Here is a 16,746-nt window from a genome sequence, read left to right on the forward strand (position 1 = left end):
TATTGCGTTTTACGCCAGGTAAAACACTTCGTTAAGCTCTGTGCTCACCGGGCTGTTGTCCGGGTTGGAGGGCATCACATCACTCATGTGTTTCCACCAGCGCTGGCAGACGTCGGTGTTAGCCACCGCGTTCCAGCGCTCTTCGGACTCAATTTCCACTGTCGCGAACAGCAGGTTACGGGCTTTATCAAGGTAAATGGCGTAGTGATGTGCGCCATGAGCCTTCAGCACAGCCTCAAGCTCAGGCCAGATGGGGTTATGACGACGCTCATACTCTTCGTGCGCGTCAGGATTTACCTGCATCACAAAGGCCTTACGGATCATAAAGCCTCCAGGTAGAGCTCGCGGACTTCATCACGGCTGGCGGTGCGCGGGTTGCATGGTGCGCAGGGGTCCGCCAGCGCCTTGTCCAGCCAGCCTTCGATATCCTCTTTGGTAACACCAAGCTGACTGAAGCCAGACGGAATGCCCACGCGTGCGCTGAGATCGCGAATGGCCTGAATCGCCGCCATGCTCGCCGCTTCATCGCTCATGCCACGGGTATCAACACCCATCGCCTGAGCCACGCGGGCAAAGCGGGCAACAGCATTCGGTCGGTTAAAGTTTTCGATTACCGGCAGCAGGATGGCGTTACAGACCCCGTGCGGCAGATTGTGAGTGGCGCCCGGCTGGTGAGCGAGAGCGTGGACCAGGCCCAGACCGGCGCTGTTAAACGCCATCCCCGCCAGGTACTGACCAAAGGCCATCTGTTCACGGGCTTCGATATTGTGACCATCGTCGACCGCTTTGGGCAGCCACAGATTGATGAGGCGGATGGCTTCCAGCGCATTAGCGTCAGTAAGCGGATGTGCGCCTACGGAAACATAGGCTTCTACAGCGTGAGTCAGGGCATCCATCCCGGTTGCGGCGGTTACAGATGCCGGGATTTCCAGCATCACGCTGGCATCGTCCACGGCAATATCCGGGATGATGTTCGGGTCGATGATGACCTCTTTCACCTGGCGAGCAGAGTCGATGATGACCGCGTTGCTGGTCATCTCGGCAGCGGTTCCGGCGGTGGTGTTGATGGCGACCAACGGCACGCCCGCATTTGTCACTTTGCCCACACCGGAATATGCAGTAGACGGGCCGGGGTTAGCGGTGAGGATTTTCACGGCTTTGGCGGTATCGATTGGGCTGCCGCCGCCGAAAGCGATCACGTAATCGCAGCCGGCAGTCTGGTAGGCTTCATAGCCTTTTTGCACCAGTTCTTCGGTCGGGTTAGGGAAGACGTCATCAAACAGGTGATATGACATCTGATGGGCGTCGAGTGCGGCGAAGAGGCTGTCCAGCAGGCCGAGTTTGACCAGCTGGCCGTCGGTCACAATCAGCGCTTTACCCCACTGTTTGCCTGCGACCAGGTTGACCATGTCACCGATTGCACCCGCACCATGCAGGCTGATTTTCGGAAGGGCTAACATAAAGCTCATAATGTATCTCCTTAATTACTTTTATTTTTTCCGGCGGCCAGACTCCATGCCGTCGGAGGTATTCTGTTCCCCTCACCCTAACCCTCTCCCCTTTGGAGCGAGGGGATGGTCCGGTACGCTCCAGCGCTCAGGAGCTAAACAATGGCTGAGAGCAGTTTTCACCCTCTCCCCTTTGGTGCGAGGGGATGGTCCGGTGCGCTCAAGCGCTCAGGAGCCAAACAATGGCTGAGAGCGGTTTTCACCCTCTCCCCTTTGGGGAGAGGGCAGGGGTGAGGGGCAATTAACCCCTTCTGCGCTGCATGACCCGGCGGTAGATAATTGGCAAAGAAATCACCACGATCAGCATCGCGCCGACGATAATCGACATCACAATGCCCGGCACGTTAAGCAGGCTCAGACCAAAGGTCACAAGCCCCATCAGGAAGGCGGCAATCACCACGCCCACCATGCTGCCAGAGCCGCCAAGAATGTTGACGCCGCCCAGCACCGCCATCGTCACCACCGCCAGCTCCCAGCCCATCGCAATCGTCGGACGGGTACTGCCCAGGCGTGACGTCAGCAACACCGACGCCAGGCCCGCCATCAGCCCCACCAGCGCAAACAGGATCAGGTTGTGGCGCTTCACATTGATGCCGGAATACCACGCGCCCGTCGGGTTGTTGCCGATGGCGTAAGTGCGACGACCAAAGTTGGTGCGATGCAGTACAAAAGCAAAGACGATGGCGAGCACAATAAACAGCGCAAACTCGAACGACAGCGCGCCGAAGACATAGCCCTGACCAAACCAGGCGAAGCTCTCCGGGTAAGCGTTAAGCGCCTGATCGCCCAGCAGAATGTAGGTGATGCCGCGGTACAGGCTCATGGTGCCGATGGTGATGACGATGGACGAGAGGTTAAAGCGCGTCACCAGCAGACCATTAAACAGCCCGCAAAGCAGACCTACCCCCAGTCCGACGCAGACCAGCAGCGGCGTGTCCAGACCCGCTGCGGCACAAAACCCCATCACCGTTGAACTCAGCGCGATGGTGGAGGCGACCGACAGGTCAATCTCACGAGCAATGATCAGCATCGCCATGGGCAGCACGATGATCGCCTTTTCCGTGAAGTTGAAGGTGGCGTCTGAGAGGTTCCAGATATTGAGGAAATAAGGTGAGGCCAGCGAGTTGGCAATGAACACCGCCAGCGTCACCGCCAGTAAAAAACCTTCCCAGCAGAGCAGGCGCTGCCAGAAGGACGTTGCGACGGGAACGTTGTTCACCGCGTCAGGCGTCAGCATTTTGGTCATGATTTCACCGCCACTTTCTGTCGTGCCAGGGCTGCATCGCGCAGGATCAGACGCCCTTTGCGTTTGTTGCCACGTTCATTCAGCAGAACCGCAATGACAATCACCGTGCCGGAAATCGCCATCTGCCAGAAGGGGGAAATACCGATGACAGGCAGCGCGTTGTTGATAACGCCAAGGAACAGCGCACCCAACAAACACCCGAGTACCCGGCCTGTTCCGCCCATGGTACTGATACCGCCAATTACACAGGCTGCCACGACCTGCAGTTCGAAACCGTTAGCCACGTCGACATAGGCGACAGCGAAGCGGGAAATCCACAGGTAGCCGCAAAAACCCGCCAGCGCCCCGGAAAGACAGAAACTGACGAACTGCATTTTTCCGGCGTTGATTCCGGTGTAGTACGCTGCCGTAGCGTTGCCGCCAGCGGTGTAGAGGGCACGCCCGGTGCGGCTGTAGCGCAGGAAATAGCCCACCAGCAGCAATGCCGCTACGGCACACCAGCTCAACAGCGGTAACCCGAGCAGGGAGGTGCGAGGCAGGCTGAGGAAGTCAGCGCTCATCTGGTGTGAGTTAATCCAGCCGCCATCTGAAAGCAGGAAGATAATGCCGCGATAGATGCTCATGGTACCGAGCGTCACCACAATCGCCGGAATGCCCATCTTCCAGACCAGCAGGCCGTTAATCATGCCCATCACCAGGCCGAGCGCAGTAGCCAGAATCAGCAGTGCCCAGACCGGAATTGTCGGGTAGTGGAAGTTCAGCAAAGCGACGATCATGCCGGTCAGTGCGAGGTTGGCCGCCATCGACAAATCAATGCCTTTGGTCAGCAGCACCATCATCTGCCCGAGCGCGAGGATGATAAGAATGGAGGTGTCGTTAAACATCTCCACCAGGTTGCCGGGACCGATAAACGACGGCACGCGGCTGCCGATAGCCAGCACCATCAGCACCACCACGCCGCCCAGCAGGGCTTCGCGATGTTTAAGAAGTTGTTGCCACATTATGCTGCCTCCTTACCGGCACCGCTGGCGGCGCTGACGATGGTTTCTGCCGTGGCTTCACCGGCGTTGTATTCCGCCACCATCAGCCCTTCATGCATCACAATGATCCTGTCCGCCATGCCCATCACCTCCGGCAGTTCCGACGACACCATGATCACCGCTAGTCCGTGGGAGACCAGTTCGGACATAAACTGGTGCACCGCCGCTTTCGAACCGATATCAATGCCTTTCGTCGGTTCGTCGAGGATGATCACATCCGGGTGGGTGGCGAGCCATTTGCCGATCACGACCTTTTGCTGATTGCCGCCGGAAAGGGTTTCCACTGGTTGTTTCCAGCTAAAGGCCTTCACCTGCAGGCGTCTGGCGTATTCATCCGCCAGCGCCCACTCTCTGGCATCGTTGAGCACGCCGTTGGGGTTGAGTTTGCCAAGCTGCGGCAGGCTGATGTTCTGGGCAATCGGCAGTTCAATGATCGCTCCCTGCTTTTGGCGCTCTTCCGGCACGCAGACAATCCCGGCCTGAATGGCATCCGCAGGCTGACGGAAATGCACCGCTTTGCCATTGAGGACGATCTCGCCAGAGGACGGGCGGGAAACGCCGGAGAGCGCCTGCATCAACTCGGTACGCCCGGCACCGACCAGACCGTAGAAGCCGAGGATTTCCCCCTTACGCAGAGAGAAATTGATATGGGCAAACTCGGTAGGGTGACAGAGATCTTTCACCTCCAGCACCGTGTTGCCCCTTTCACAGACCACTTTCGGGTAGGTCTGGGTGATGGCGCGCCCGACCATCATCGACACCATGCGTTCCTCGGTAATATCCTGCATCGCGCCGGAACCGATATAGACGCCGTCGCGCAGAATGGTGTAGTAGTCCGCCAGTTCGAAGATTTCATCGAACTTGTGCGAGATAAAGAGGATGGCTTTTCCCTCGTTTTTTAAACGCTCAACGATTTGATAAAACTCCAGAATTTCATGCTGAGACAGTGCCGCCGTGGGTTCGTCGAGAATCACTACCTGCGCTTCGAATGACAGCGCACGGGCAATCGCCACCATATGGCGCTGGGCGATGCTCAGGGTTTTGAGGGTGGCACGTGGATCAATCTGCACTTCGAGGCGGGTCAGGATATCCCGTGCCTTCTGATGCATGGCGGGCCAGTCGAGCTTTTTCAACAGACCCTTGCTGATGTACTGACCGACGAAAATGTTCTCGGTGACGGACAACTCGTCGAACAGTACGGTTTCCTGGTGTATGGCGGTGATCCCCACCTTGTGCGCAGATTCCGGTGTCGGAAGCTGAATGGGAATGGCTTTATAAAGGATTTCGCCCTCTTCAGGCTGGTAAATACCGGTCATGACTTTGACCAGCGTGGACTTGCCCGCGCCGTTTTCACCGATGAGGGCGGTGACGCTGCCGGGCCAGAGGTCGAGCTGCACGTTCTCAAGGGCACGCACACCAGGGAATACCTTGGTGATGCCTTTGAGGGACAGCAGGGGTGTGGATGCCGTCATAATGTTCTCCATAAAATTTCCCCTCACCCCACCCCCTCTCCCCATAGGGGCGAGGGGCTCGATCGGTTCCCTTCTCGCCTGAAGGGCGAAGGGCTCGATCGGTTCCCTTCTCGCCTTAAGGGCGAAGGGCTCGATCGGTTCCTTCTCGCCTTAAGGGCGAAGGGCTCGATCGGTTCCCTTCTCGCCTGAAGGGCAAGGGGCTCGATCGGTTCCTTCTCGCCTTAAGGGCAAGGGCTCGATCGGTTCCCTCTCGCCTTAAGGGCAAGGGCTCGATCGGTTCCTTCTCGCCTGAAGAGCAAGGGTTCGATCGGTTCCCTCTCGCCTTAAGGGCAAGGGCTCGATCGGTTCCTTCTCGCCTGAAGAGCAAGGGCTCGATCGGTTCCTTCTCGCCTGAAGAGCAAGGGCTCGATCAGTTCCCTCTCCCCTGTGGGGAGAGGGTTAGGGTGAGGGGCGAAGTTGTTAGAAAATTTTCGAGAACTTATCAATGTTGCTGGCGTCGTAGACGAACGGCTCTGCCATTGCGCCACTGCCGTCGGCATCCAGTTTCACCTTGCCGAGTTTGCCCATATTGGCCTCGGTTTTGGTCGCCGTCCCTTTCACTAAGTCATCGGCCAGGTACGTTGCGGCATAACCCAGATCGATGGGGTTCCAGATGGCGAAACTTTTCGTCGCCCCGGATTTCACCGCACCGGCCATTTCAGACGGCAGGCCAAGACCCGTGACGTACACTTTGCCAATCTTGCCCTGGTCTTTCACCGCCTGCGCTGCCGCCACGATGCCCACGGAGGACGGGGAGACAATCACCTTCAGGTCCGGGTAAGATTTCAGCAGGCCAACCGCTTCGCGGTAGCTCTTATCGGAGAGATCGTCACCGTAGGCAACGGTGACCAGATTGATGGACGGGTACTTCGGCAGCACCTTTTTCATCTCATCAATCCAGATGTTCTGGTTGGTGGAGGTCGGCGTTGCGCTGAGGATAGCCACGTCCCCCTTTTCCACATTCAGTGCTTTCAGCGCATCGGCCGCCAGCTTGACGTTGGTTTCGCCAATCAGGGCATTGTTAGACGGGTTCAGGTGAATCTGACGACCGCCTTTCGCCACGCCAGAGTCCCAGGAGACGACTTTAATGCCGCGCTGCATGGCTTTTTTCAGTACCGGGACCACGGCATCGGGATCGTTGGCGGAAATCGCGATCGCATCCACACCCTGAGCGATCAGGCCGTTAAGCACTTCGATCTGTGCTTCTGCGGTGGTGGTGGTCGGGCCGGTATAGATAACTTTGACATCACCTAACTCTTTGGCAGCTTCCTGCGCGCCGGTGTTTGCTGCTTCAAAAAAACCATTTCCTAATGATTTCGCTACAAGGGCAATTTTGACTTCTGCTAAAGCGGAACCGGACAACGCCAGAGCGGCAACGGTGAGGATTAAGCTTGTCTTTATTTTCATTGCTTTTACTCCACTGAGTTAGATTCCCGTCGTCATTCGCATTGCAGGTGCGTTGGCGTTCTCACGAACCCCGGTTACTTACTGTTGTAAGCGCCCGGAAATTCGCTGCGACGCTGCCTTCCTGCACTGCGAAATCCATAGGAATAGATTGTTTGCAGGTAACAGAGTTTCCCCTTCGGATCGTTGCCCGAAGGGGTTATATACCCGTCATACTTCAAGTTGCAGGTGCGTTGGCTTTCCTCGCTCACCCGGTCACTTACTCTTGTAAGCTCCCGGAGATTCACTGCGTCGCCGCCTTCCTGCAACTCAAATTATTTAGGGTATTAGACGTTCTTAGTGGTACAGCTCTAATGCACTGGCCAGCGGGGTGACGCCAAAGCGTTTACCCAACGCGATCAACTCTTCGCGGGTGATGGTCTGCTTCATGCCGCCCATGGAGTAGACTTTCACCAGCACTTCTGCAGATTTCTCCGCGGTATCGATAAGACCAAAGGTCTCGTCCAGCGTCGGGCCGCTGCCGAAAACGCCGTGGAACGGCCACAGCACCAGTGAATGTTTGTTCATCGCCTGGGCGGTAGCCTGACCGATTTCGTCAGTACCCGGCACCATCCACGGCAGAATGCCTACGCCGTCCGGGAAGACCACCAGACACTCGGTGCTCCCTTCCCACAGTTTGCGGGTGATAAGATCGGAATCATTCTCCAGCACGTAGGTCAGGGCGATCAGGTTGGTGGCATGACAGTGCATGATGACACGGTCTTTGCCGTCGGTAGCCTTGATGCGCTCGCAGTGTGACAGGAAGTGGGCCGGCAGTTCAGAGGTCGGCACCGCTTCGTTCGTCAGACCCCATAGAATGTGGTAGCCCGCGCCGTCGCTGTCCACTTTTACCACACCGAGGTTAGCGGCAGGGTCGAGCTGAACGTTACGGAAGAATTTGCCGGAACCGGTGACGATAAACGGCGTGTTGGCGAGCAGCGGCATCGGCTGGCTCAGCGCGATATAACGCGGCTCAGCATGGAAATCAGCTTCATAGGGGGCGATGTCAGCATCATCCAGACGCAGCGTCAGGTTACCGCCGTTGCGCTCATCCCAGCCTTTAAGCCAGGCATCGCTGGTGGCTTTGATCATGCCCTGGGTGAACCAGGCGTTGATAATGTTCTGCATAGTCTTTCGGTTCCTGTTTAATCGGCGAGGTTTTCCCCTCACCCTAACCCTCTCCCCAAAGGGGCGAGGGAACTGTTCGGTGCGTTCCATAACCCCGGTGCACTGGAGCGGGGGAACGGTTTGGTACTCTCCATAACCCCGGTGCACTGGAGCGGGGGAACGATTCGGTATTCTCCATAACCCCGGTGCACTGGGGCGAGGGAACGGTTCGGTCTTCTCCCTCTCCCTTTAAGGAAGGGGGTCGGGGCGAGGGTCAATCACCCGCGGTTACTCAACACCTCTTTCTCATAAGCGCGTACGCTCTGGAGCCACTGGCTACCGGCCGGTGTGTCGTGACGCTGGCAGTACATCTCCCACACGGCCTGCCACGGCAGGCATTTCTGCTCTTCCAGCAGTGCCAGGCGCGCGGTGTAATCACCTTCGGCTTCCAGTTGACGCAGTTGCTCAACCGGCTCCAGCAGGGCACGCAGCAGAGCTTTCTTCATATTGCGGGTACCGATGACCCAGGCGGCGATACGGTTGATAGAGGCATCAAAGAAATCGAGGCCGATGTGTACGCGGTCGAACAGGTTGTGACGCACAATCTCGCTGGCAATCGCCTGGGTTTCGTCGTCCAGCAGCACCACATGGTCACTGTCCCAGCGTACCGGGCGGCTGACGTGCAGCAGCAGGCGCGGCACATAGAGCATGGCGGCGGAGATTTTGTCGGAAATCACTTCGGTTGGGTGGAAGTGGCCGGCATCAAGACACAATGCAGTCTGGCGACTGGCGGCGTAGCCCAGGCAGAATTCGTTGGAGCCAACGGTGTAGCTCTCTGCCCCAATGCCAAACAGTTTGCTCTCAACGGCGTCAATGTGATGCGCCTGGTCGAACTTCTCGCTCAGCGCTTCGTCAAGGGCGGCCATTAAACGCTGACGGGGGGCGAGGCGGTCAACGGTGATGTCTTTCATGCCGTCCGGTACCCAGATGTTCATTACCGACGGCGTGCCAAGCTGCTCACCGAAGTACGCAGAAACGCGACGGCTGGCCTTCACGTGGTCAATCCAGAACTGACGGATTTTCGGGTCGGCATGGGAGAGGGTAAAGCCATCGGCGCTCAGCGGGTGTGAGAAACAGGAGGGGTTAAAGTCCAGACCCAGTTTGTTGGCTTTTGCCCACTCAACCCAGTTTTTGAAGTGTTCAGGCCTGATGGCATCGCGACTGACGGTGGGGCCTGCTTCATGATAAATCGCATGCAGGTTCAGGCGCTTAGGACCTGGGATCAAACTCAGTGCCTGTTCCAGATCCGCTCGCAATTCAGTGGCGCTACGCGCTTTGCCCGGATAGTTGCCGGTCGCCTGAATGCCGCCGGTCAGGCTGCCTTCCGGGTTTTCAAAACCAGCAACGTCATCGCCCTGCCAGCAGTGCATGGAGACCGGTAGTCTGTCGAGCTGGCGCAGCGCCTCTTCGACATCAATGCCTACTGCATTGAAGCGCTGTTTAGCGATTTCCCAGGCGTGTTCAAGTTGAGTGGTCATGCGCAAAGCTCCTTAGTCTGTCGTTTTTGCTGAAACCGCACGACGTAGCGGGCAATTTCGTTATCAGGATTGGGGGTGTAGGTTGTCAGCGCGTAGCTCGCGGCAACAACGTCACGAAAAGCATCGACACTCTTCAGTTCGTTCAGTGTCATCAGTTGCACGCCAATATTGCCAAGGGTGGAGGCTTCAATCGGGCCTGCCACCACGGGCAGACCGCAGGCATCGGCACAAAGTTGGTTCAGAAGCTGGTTCTGGCAGCCGCCGCCGACAATATGCAGTTGGGTAAAGGGTGTACCGCGAAGGCGGGCGAGCTCGCTCAGGACATCGGCATAGAGCAGCGCCAGGCTGTCAAAAATGCAGCGTGCCAGCTCGGCATCGCTGTGCGGCTCAGGCTGCTGGCTTTCGCGACAGGCGGCCTGGATCTCCTCACTCATATTGCGCGGGTTGATGAAGCGTTCGTCGTTGGGGTTGATAACGAACTGGCATGAAGGCAGCGCGCTGGCCCCGGCAATCAGCGCAGGCAGGTCTTCCACCTGATGCTCTTTCAGTACGCGCTGGAGCAGCCATAAGCCCATGATATTTTTTAGTACCCGGTAACGCCCTTCCGCCCCCCCTTCGTTAGTGATATTGGCGGCCAGGGCCTCGTCACCGGTGTAAGGCGTGGTGCTCTCAAAACCCATCAGCGACCAGGTGCCGGACGCGAGATAGGCGGCGCTGGTATGTTTCAGCGGCGAGGCGATGACGGCGCTGGCGGTATCATGGCTGGCAACGGCGACGACCGGAATGGCCTCGCCCTGTGGGCTGTTCCAGTGGCCGATCACATTGCCCGGATGCGTCGGAGTACCAAACCAGGATGCGGGTACGCCCGTCCAGTCGAGCAGCGTATCGTCCCAGTTGTCGGTTTCAATATTGACCAGTTGGGTGGTGGTGGCATTCGTGTATTCCCAGTTCAGATTACCGGTCAGGCGGAAGCTGAAATAGTCAGGGATCAGCAGAGCATGTTCTGTTGCGTTCACGACGTCCGGCTGCTGCTGGGCGAGGGCATAGAGCTGATAGAGCGTGTTAAAGGGGAGAAACTGAATCCCGCTGCGGCGATAGATGTCGGCTTTGCCGAGTGCCGCCTGGGCGCGTGCCATGATGCCATCGGTGCGGTGGTCGCGATAGGAGACGGGGAGGCCTACTCGCTGCCCGTGTTTATCAATCAGTACATAATCCACGCCCCAGGTGTCGATACCAATGCTGTCGATCTTCACACCCTCGGCACAGGCTTTTTCCAGCCCCAGACAGATTTCATCTTCAAGCGCGTCGATATCCCAGCAGTCGGCACCCTGTTTTTTTTCCAGATAATTGGCGAAGCGATGAACTTCACGCAGCGTGAGCATCCGCTGTTCTGTCGCGTAGCAGGCCAGCATTACGCGGCCGCTGGAAGCACCAAGATCGACGGCGACACAATGGCGAAAAGTCATGGTGAGGTCCTTGTGAGAGTTGTTACCCCCACTCTAAAAAAAGGACGCTCAGGTAACCTTCTTGTTACTGACAGTCGCCATGAGGGACTGGCAAGAAAGCAAAGGTGAAAGTGAGAGAGTTCACACTTTCGGGTAAAAGTGAGGCGCGTTACAGGTGTGACGGATGCCGCAATTCCTGATCTTTCACGCGCTTTCTTAAAAAACCGACAGGCTTTGCCGCGTTTGCGGTCAAAAATTCAAGGTGCGAATCGTTACCCTTAATTACTATTTTGAGAACATTTCTCATTAGTGAGTAGGGCAATCATGACCGTATTACACAGCGTGGATTTTTTTCCTTCGGGCATCACGCCAGTGGCTATCGAACCGCGATTGCCCCAGGCGGCATTTCCTGAGCATCACCATGATTTCCATGAGATTGTTATCGTAGAGCACGGCACGGGTATCCATGTTTTTAATGGTCAGTCGTATACCATAAGCGGTGGCACAGTCTGCTTCGTGCGCGATCATGACAGGCATTTATATGAACATACTGACAACCTCTGTCTGACCAATGTGCTCTACCGCTCGCCGGATGCGTTCAGGTTCCTGGCGGGCTTAAACGAACTGCTGCCACAGGAGCAGGATGGTCATTACCCGTCCCACTGGCGCGTTAATCAGTGTGTGCTTCAGCAGGTTCGCCAGATAATCGGCCAGATGGAAACGCTGGGGGATGGGCTGGATATGCCGACCACCGCTAACCGCGAAATTCTCTTTATGCAGTTGCTGGTGTTGCTGCGAAAAAGCAGCCTGGAAGAGGGGGCAATCAGTAACGATGCGCGACTGAATCAGTTGATGTCCTGGCTTGAGGATCATTTTGCAGAAGAGGTGTGCTGGGAGTCACTGGCAGACCAGTACGCGCTGTCACTGCGAACGCTGCACCGCCAGCTTAAAAGCTACACCGGCCTGACGCCGCAGCGTTATCTCAACCGCCTGAGACTGATTAAAGCGCGTCATATGCTGCGTCATGGGGATGATAGCATCACGGATATCGCTTATCGCTGCGGTTTTGGCGACAGTAACCACTTTTCAACGCTTTTTCGCCGGGAATTTAACTGGTCACCGCGTGATATTCGTCAGGGACGCGATGTGCAACTGCAATAACGGTAACGAGAAGGCTGTCACCGATTTTGTTTTGTAAATCAGCTAATAGTTACCGGTTGTCTTAGGCTGAGGTGATGTTGTGGCAAGCCAGTTAATTCTTCGTAGCGCCGATTTTTTCCCACGGGCAGGGCAGACCGTCGCTGTGGCGGATCGCTATCCGCAAAATGTGTTTGCGGAGCATACGCACGAGTTTTATGAACTGGTGCTGGTCTGGCGAGGCAATGGCCTGCACGTTCTTAACGATCGCCCCTGGCGCATTACCCGCGGCGATCTGTTTTACATTCGCGCTGAAGATAAACACTCCTATGCCTCGGTCAACGACCTGGTGCTGCAAAATATTATCTATTGCCCGGATCGACTATCACTCAATCTTGATTGGGCGGCGCACATTCCGGGGTGTCACGGTTCTGAATGGATGCCCCACTGGCGCATAGGCAGCACCGGCATGGCTCAGGCGCGCCAGGTCATTACGCAGCTTGAGCAGGAGAGTACGAAAAACGACCCTCTCGCGAACGCCATGGCGGAAGTCCTGTTCGCCCAACTGGTGATGACCTTAAAGCGTCATCGCTTTGCCACTGACAATCTGGCCGCGGTGAACAGTGAGCCATTGCTGGACAAACTCATCACCGCCCTCTCCGGTAGCCTTAACCGCAGCTTCCTGCTGGAACAGTTTTGTGAACAGGAGCAGTGCAGCGAACGGGCGCTTCGCCAGCAGTTTCGCACCCAGACCGGCATGACCATTAACCACTATCTGCGCCAGCTGCGGATTTGCCATGCGCAGTATTTATTGCAGCATAGCGAACTGATGATTGGCGAGGTCTCCACACGCTGTGGCTTTGAAGACAGTAACTATTTTTCTGTCGTCTTCACGCGCGAAACGGGTATGACGCCCAGCCAGTGGCGGCAGCGCCATAACGACGCGGCATAGTATCCTCGCGTCGCGACATTCCTTTATGCCACATAGACTTGTTTACATAACAGAATGTTATAACCATAATAAAACTACGGCATTGATAAACATTTTCAATAGCATTTAACTAACTATAATGAACCAACTGCTTACGCGGCGTTAACATACCTGCCGCCCGACAATAATGGAGATTAGTATGAGCTATACACTGCCATCCCTGCCTTATGCGTACGATGCACTTGAACCTCATTTCGACAAGCAGACGATGGAAATCCATCACACTAAACATCACCAGACCTACGTTAACAATGCCAACGCGGCGCTGGAAAGCCTGCCAGAATTTGCCAGCCTCCCTGTTGAAGAGCTGATCACCAAGCTGGATCAACTGCCGGCTGACAAAAAAACCGTACTGCGTAACAACGCAGGTGGTCATGCTAACCACAGCCTGTTCTGGAAAGGCCTGAAAAAAGACACCACCCTGCAGGGTGATCTGAAAGCGGCTATCGAGCGTGATTTCGGTTCTGTTGATAACTTCAAAGCTGAATTTGAAAAAGCAGCAGCGACGCGCTTCGGCTCTGGCTGGGCGTGGCTGGTGCTGAAAGGCGATAAACTGGCTGTGGTTTCTACTGCAAACCAGGATTCCCCGCTGATGGGTGAAGCTATCTCCGGTGCATCTGGCTTCCCGATTCTGGGTCTGGACGTGTGGGAACACGCCTACTACCTGAAATTCCAGAACCGCCGCCCGGACTACATCAAAGAGTTCTGGAACGTGGTGAACTGGGACGAAGCAGCAGCACGTTTCGCCGCTAAGAAGTAATTTCTCGTTATCTCCCGCGCCTTGCGGGTGAGTCCAGCCCCTGCTGACGTTGTCAGCAGGGGCTTTTTTATGGGCCAGACCGGGGGAAGGAATGATAGAAACGCTGATCTGATAAAAATGAAATATTGTTTTAATTTTGCATGTGAGATCACTTTTCCGGGTGTGACGAAGGTCTAACATTTCGCCATCAGCGCTGGAAACGTTTCGGTAAATGGGCGAGATGGCGCACAAAAATCAGTGATTTTTTGACAGGTGGCGATATGCAAATCAAACGTGCAATTGAAAAAATCCCCGGCGGGATGATGCTGGTTCCGCTGTTCCTTGGTGCGCTGTGCCATACCTTCTCTCCGGGTGCCGGTAAGTATTTTGGCTCCTTCACCAACGGCATGATCACCGGTACGGTGCCTATTCTGGCGGTGTGGTTCTTCTGCATGGGTGCATCCATCAAGCTCAGTGCAACCGGCACGGTGCTGCGAAAATCCGGTACCCTGGTGGTGACGAAAATTGCGGTGGCCTGGGTGGTCGCGGCGGTGACTTCACGTCTGATTCCGGCTCACGGTGTGGAGGCCGGCTTTTTTGCCGGGCTGTCGACGCTGGCGCTGGTCGCCTCAATGGACATGACCAACGGCGGTCTTTACGCCTCTATCATGCAGCAGTATGGCACTAAAGAGGAGGCCGGGGCGTTTGTGCTGATGTCTCTGGAATCGGGTCCGCTGATGACGATGGTTATCCTCGGTACGGCGGGTATCGCGTCATTTGAACCCCATGTCTTTGTTGGTGCCGTGCTACCGTTCCTGATTGGTTTTGGCCTCGGGAATCTCGACCCGGAACTGCGGGAGTTCTTTACCCGCGCGGTGCAGACTTTGATTCCCTTTTTCGCCTTCGCGCTTGGTAATACCATTGATTTAAGTGTGATAGCGCAGACCGGTTTGTTGGGGATTCTGCTGGGGCTGGCGGTCATTGTGATAACCGGCATCCCGTTGATTATTGCTGACAAGCTCATTGGCGGTGGCGATGGGACGGCGGGGATTGCAGCCTCCAGCTCGGCAGGTGCAGCGGTGGCAACACCGGTGCTGATTGCGGAGATGGTACCGGAGTTTAAAGCGATGGCACCGGCCGCTACTGCGCTGGTGGCGACATCGGTCATCGTGACCTCAATTCTTGTGCCGATCCTGACCTCTATCTGGTCACGTAGAGTGAAAGGAAACGCAGCAGCAGCTGAGCTACACAGTGCGGTAAAATAACACCGAAAAAGAGACATGAAGCCGGCCTGAAAAGGCCGGTTTTTTTAGCGCGTTGTCCCAAAAATTTCATCTGCCAGGGCACACTGCCCGGGCGTTAACTCACCGCCAAAATTGCGTGACGTGGCCCCACAATAGCCGAACTTACGTGACACCACGGTTTTGATGGTGGTAACAAAGTCTTCGCCAATGGTGTAAATCGACATAAACCGGCCAATGTCACGCTGGGCTCTGTGCAGTGCAGCCAGATCGTTTTGCTTCCAGGCTTGGCGGGCGCCGACAAATAACTCCGGCATTACGTTGTTCAGCCCGGAGATAACGCCTGCCCCGCCTGCCAGCAGGTTCGGAATGAAATATTCGTCATAGCCTGACAGCACGGCGAAATCATCGCGGATTTTTTCGGTCGCCAGAATGATATTGCGGGTATGCGACTGGCAGTCGACCGTGTCTTTGATGCCGACGAAGTTCGGGAATTCCGCTGCCAGCGTGGCGACCAGCTCAGGCGTCAGGTCACATCCCGTGCGTGCCGGGAAGTTATAGGCGAACCATTTGCCACGCAACTGTTGCCCCAGATGACGGAAGTAGCTCAGCAGTTGCGCCGACGTTTGTCCGTAGTAATAGGGCGGCAGCACCATCACGGCATCATAGCCGGTGCGGAAGGCCTCATCCGCCATTCGTTCTACATCATTCATGCAGGTTGAGGAGACGTTGGCGACCAGCGTGCCCGGCGTCATTTCCCGTACCTCTTTTATCAGCATAAGCCGTTCATCAAGCGTAAAAGAGGCGAATTCGCCAATGCTGCCCATTAGCAATACCACATCAATTCTGGCGTCGGTCAGGCGTGAAATATGCTGTCTCATTCCGTTCAGGTCGACTTTACCGTCGGGCGTCATTGGCGTAATGGACGGGCACCAGACGCCGCAAAATTCGTTTTCATTCTTCACGTCACTGTCTCCTTGAATGTGAAATAGCGTTTCAGTTATTCATTTAAGTGATAGCACGTCCCGATGAACCTCACGCGAACCGGTGTCTCATTTCTGCACGATTTCAGTGTAAAAAATGTGGTGTAATGCCAGGACACTTTACGCACCAGGGGGCCTTATGCGGCATGCGGTTAATGTTTATGTGGGAACAATACAGGATTATGCGGGAAGTAAGCCCAGTGCTATCGCCAAACGTCAGGTGGATGGAGAGTTAACGTTAACGAATCGCGGCCTGGTGGGGGATCAACAGGCGGAAAAAGTGATTCACGGCGGGCCGGACAGAGCCCTGTGCCATTATCCACGGGAGCATTATGCCTTCTGGCGACAGCAGTTTCCTGAGAACGAAACGCTCTATTATGCGCCCGCCTTTGGTGAGAATTTGTCGACGGAAGGGCTGACGGAACACAACGTATTTATCGGCGATATCTTTCGCTGGGGGGAGGCGTTAATCCAGGTCACTCAGCCACGCTCACCGTGCTATAAACTCAATTTTCACTTTAATGTCAGCGATATGGCCTCACAAATGCAGGCGAGCGGGCGCGTAGGCTGGCTGTACCGCGTGATTGCCGCCGGAAAGGTCGCCACTGACTCGCCGCTGGAGCTGGCCTCCCGTACCAGCGACGTCAGTGTGCAGGATGCCGCCGCCATTGCCTGGCATATGCCCTTTGATGACGCGCAGTACCATCGGTTACTTTCCGCAGCCGGGCTTTCAGCCAGTTGGGCAAGAACCATGCAAAAGCGACGTTTAAACGGCGTTATCGAAGATAATTCGCGAAGATTGCGCGGTAAATAGTGT

The 16,746-nt window shown here is 56.0% G+C and carries 15 protein-coding genes; 5 read left to right on the forward strand and 10 right to left on the reverse strand.

Annotated elements, in window-relative coordinates:
* Positions 1–9: 9 nt before the first annotated feature.
* The 9 genes from rhaM to rhaB form a co-directional block, all read right to left on the reverse strand.
* On the reverse strand, positions 10–324 hold the full coding sequence (gene rhaM, locus M1D91_RS00340; RefSeq protein WP_437432227.1) for an L-rhamnose mutarotase: 315 nt from the start codon (positions 322–324) through the stop codon (positions 10–12).
* Positions 321–1,469, reverse strand: coding sequence for a lactaldehyde reductase (fucO, locus tag M1D91_RS00345; RefSeq protein WP_437432228.1), 1,149 nt, complete (start codon positions 1,467–1,469; stop codon positions 321–323). Before fucO ends, rhaM begins: the two co-directional genes overlap by 4 nt.
* Positions 1,470–1,749: 280 nt before the next feature.
* Positions 1,750–2,754: an ABC transporter permease gene (locus M1D91_RS00350; RefSeq protein WP_437432229.1), complete on the reverse strand. Its 1,005-nt coding sequence runs from the start codon at positions 2,752–2,754 to the stop codon at positions 1,750–1,752.
* Positions 2,751–3,755: an ABC transporter permease gene (locus tag M1D91_RS00355; RefSeq protein ID WP_437432230.1), complete on the reverse strand. Its 1,005-nt coding sequence runs from the start codon at positions 3,753–3,755 to the stop codon at positions 2,751–2,753. Before M1D91_RS00355 ends, M1D91_RS00350 begins: the two co-directional genes overlap by 4 nt.
* Positions 3,755–5,266 carry a sugar ABC transporter ATP-binding protein gene (locus tag M1D91_RS00360; RefSeq protein WP_437432231.1) on the reverse strand — a complete coding sequence of 504 codons (1,512 nt, stop codon included), beginning with the start codon at positions 5,264–5,266 and terminating at the stop codon, positions 3,755–3,757. Before M1D91_RS00360 ends, M1D91_RS00355 begins: the two co-directional genes overlap by 1 nt.
* 459 nt (positions 5,267–5,725) lie before the next feature.
* A complete protein-coding gene (gene rhaS / locus M1D91_RS00365; protein WP_437432232.1) occupies positions 5,726–6,712 on the reverse strand; it encodes a rhamnose ABC transporter substrate-binding protein in 987 nt (328 codons plus the stop codon).
* Positions 6,713–7,045: 333 nt separating this feature from the next.
* A complete protein-coding gene (rhaD, locus tag M1D91_RS00370; protein ID WP_437432233.1) occupies positions 7,046–7,876 on the reverse strand; it encodes a rhamnulose-1-phosphate aldolase in 831 nt (276 codons plus the stop codon).
* Between the two features lie 257 nt (positions 7,877–8,133).
* Complete coding sequence (locus M1D91_RS00375; RefSeq protein ID WP_437432234.1) at positions 8,134–9,393, reverse strand: L-rhamnose isomerase; 1,260 nt, start codon at positions 9,391–9,393, stop codon at positions 8,134–8,136.
* Positions 9,390–10,859, reverse strand: a complete 1,470-nt coding sequence (rhaB, locus tag M1D91_RS00380) for a rhamnulokinase (RefSeq protein WP_437432235.1) — start codon at positions 10,857–10,859, stop codon at positions 9,390–9,392. Before rhaB ends, M1D91_RS00375 begins: the two co-directional genes overlap by 4 nt.
* Before the next feature lie 303 nt (positions 10,860–11,162).
* Between rhaB and rhaS (M1D91_RS00385) the strand changes: the two genes are divergently transcribed.
* From rhaS (M1D91_RS00385) to kdgT, 4 genes are all read left to right on the forward strand, one after another.
* On the forward strand, positions 11,163–11,999 hold the full coding sequence (gene rhaS, locus M1D91_RS00385; protein ID WP_437432236.1) for an HTH-type transcriptional activator RhaS: 837 nt from the start codon (positions 11,163–11,165) through the stop codon (positions 11,997–11,999).
* Positions 12,000–12,078: 79 nt separating this feature from the next.
* Positions 12,079–12,927, forward strand: coding sequence for an HTH-type transcriptional activator RhaR (gene rhaR / locus M1D91_RS00390; RefSeq protein ID WP_437432237.1), 849 nt, complete (start codon positions 12,079–12,081; stop codon positions 12,925–12,927).
* A 178-nt stretch (positions 12,928–13,105) separates the two neighbouring features.
* Positions 13,106–13,726: a superoxide dismutase [Mn] gene (gene sodA / locus M1D91_RS00395; RefSeq protein WP_437432238.1), complete on the forward strand. Its 621-nt coding sequence runs from the start codon at positions 13,106–13,108 to the stop codon at positions 13,724–13,726.
* A gap of 260 nt (positions 13,727–13,986) precedes the next feature.
* Positions 13,987–14,970 carry a 2-keto-3-deoxygluconate transporter gene (kdgT, locus tag M1D91_RS00400; RefSeq protein WP_437432239.1) on the forward strand — a complete coding sequence of 328 codons (984 nt, stop codon included), beginning with the start codon at positions 13,987–13,989 and terminating at the stop codon, positions 14,968–14,970.
* 44 nt (positions 14,971–15,014) lie between these two features.
* On the opposite strand, the gene M1D91_RS00405 is transcribed toward kdgT, so the two are convergent.
* A complete protein-coding gene (locus tag M1D91_RS00405) occupies positions 15,015–15,911 on the reverse strand; it encodes a dihydrodipicolinate synthase family protein (RefSeq protein WP_437432240.1) in 897 nt (298 codons plus the stop codon).
* Positions 15,912–16,068: 157 nt separating this feature from the next.
* Here M1D91_RS00405 and yiiM point away from each other — a divergent pair, with 157 nt between their 5' ends.
* Entirely contained in the window at positions 16,069–16,743 is a 675-nt protein-coding gene (gene yiiM / locus M1D91_RS00410; protein ID WP_437432241.1) for a 6-hydroxyaminopurine reductase, read from the forward strand.
* The last annotated feature ends 3 nt before the right edge of the window (positions 16,744–16,746 follow it).

It is taken from the genome of Enterobacter sp. SA197, assembly GCF_054131575.1.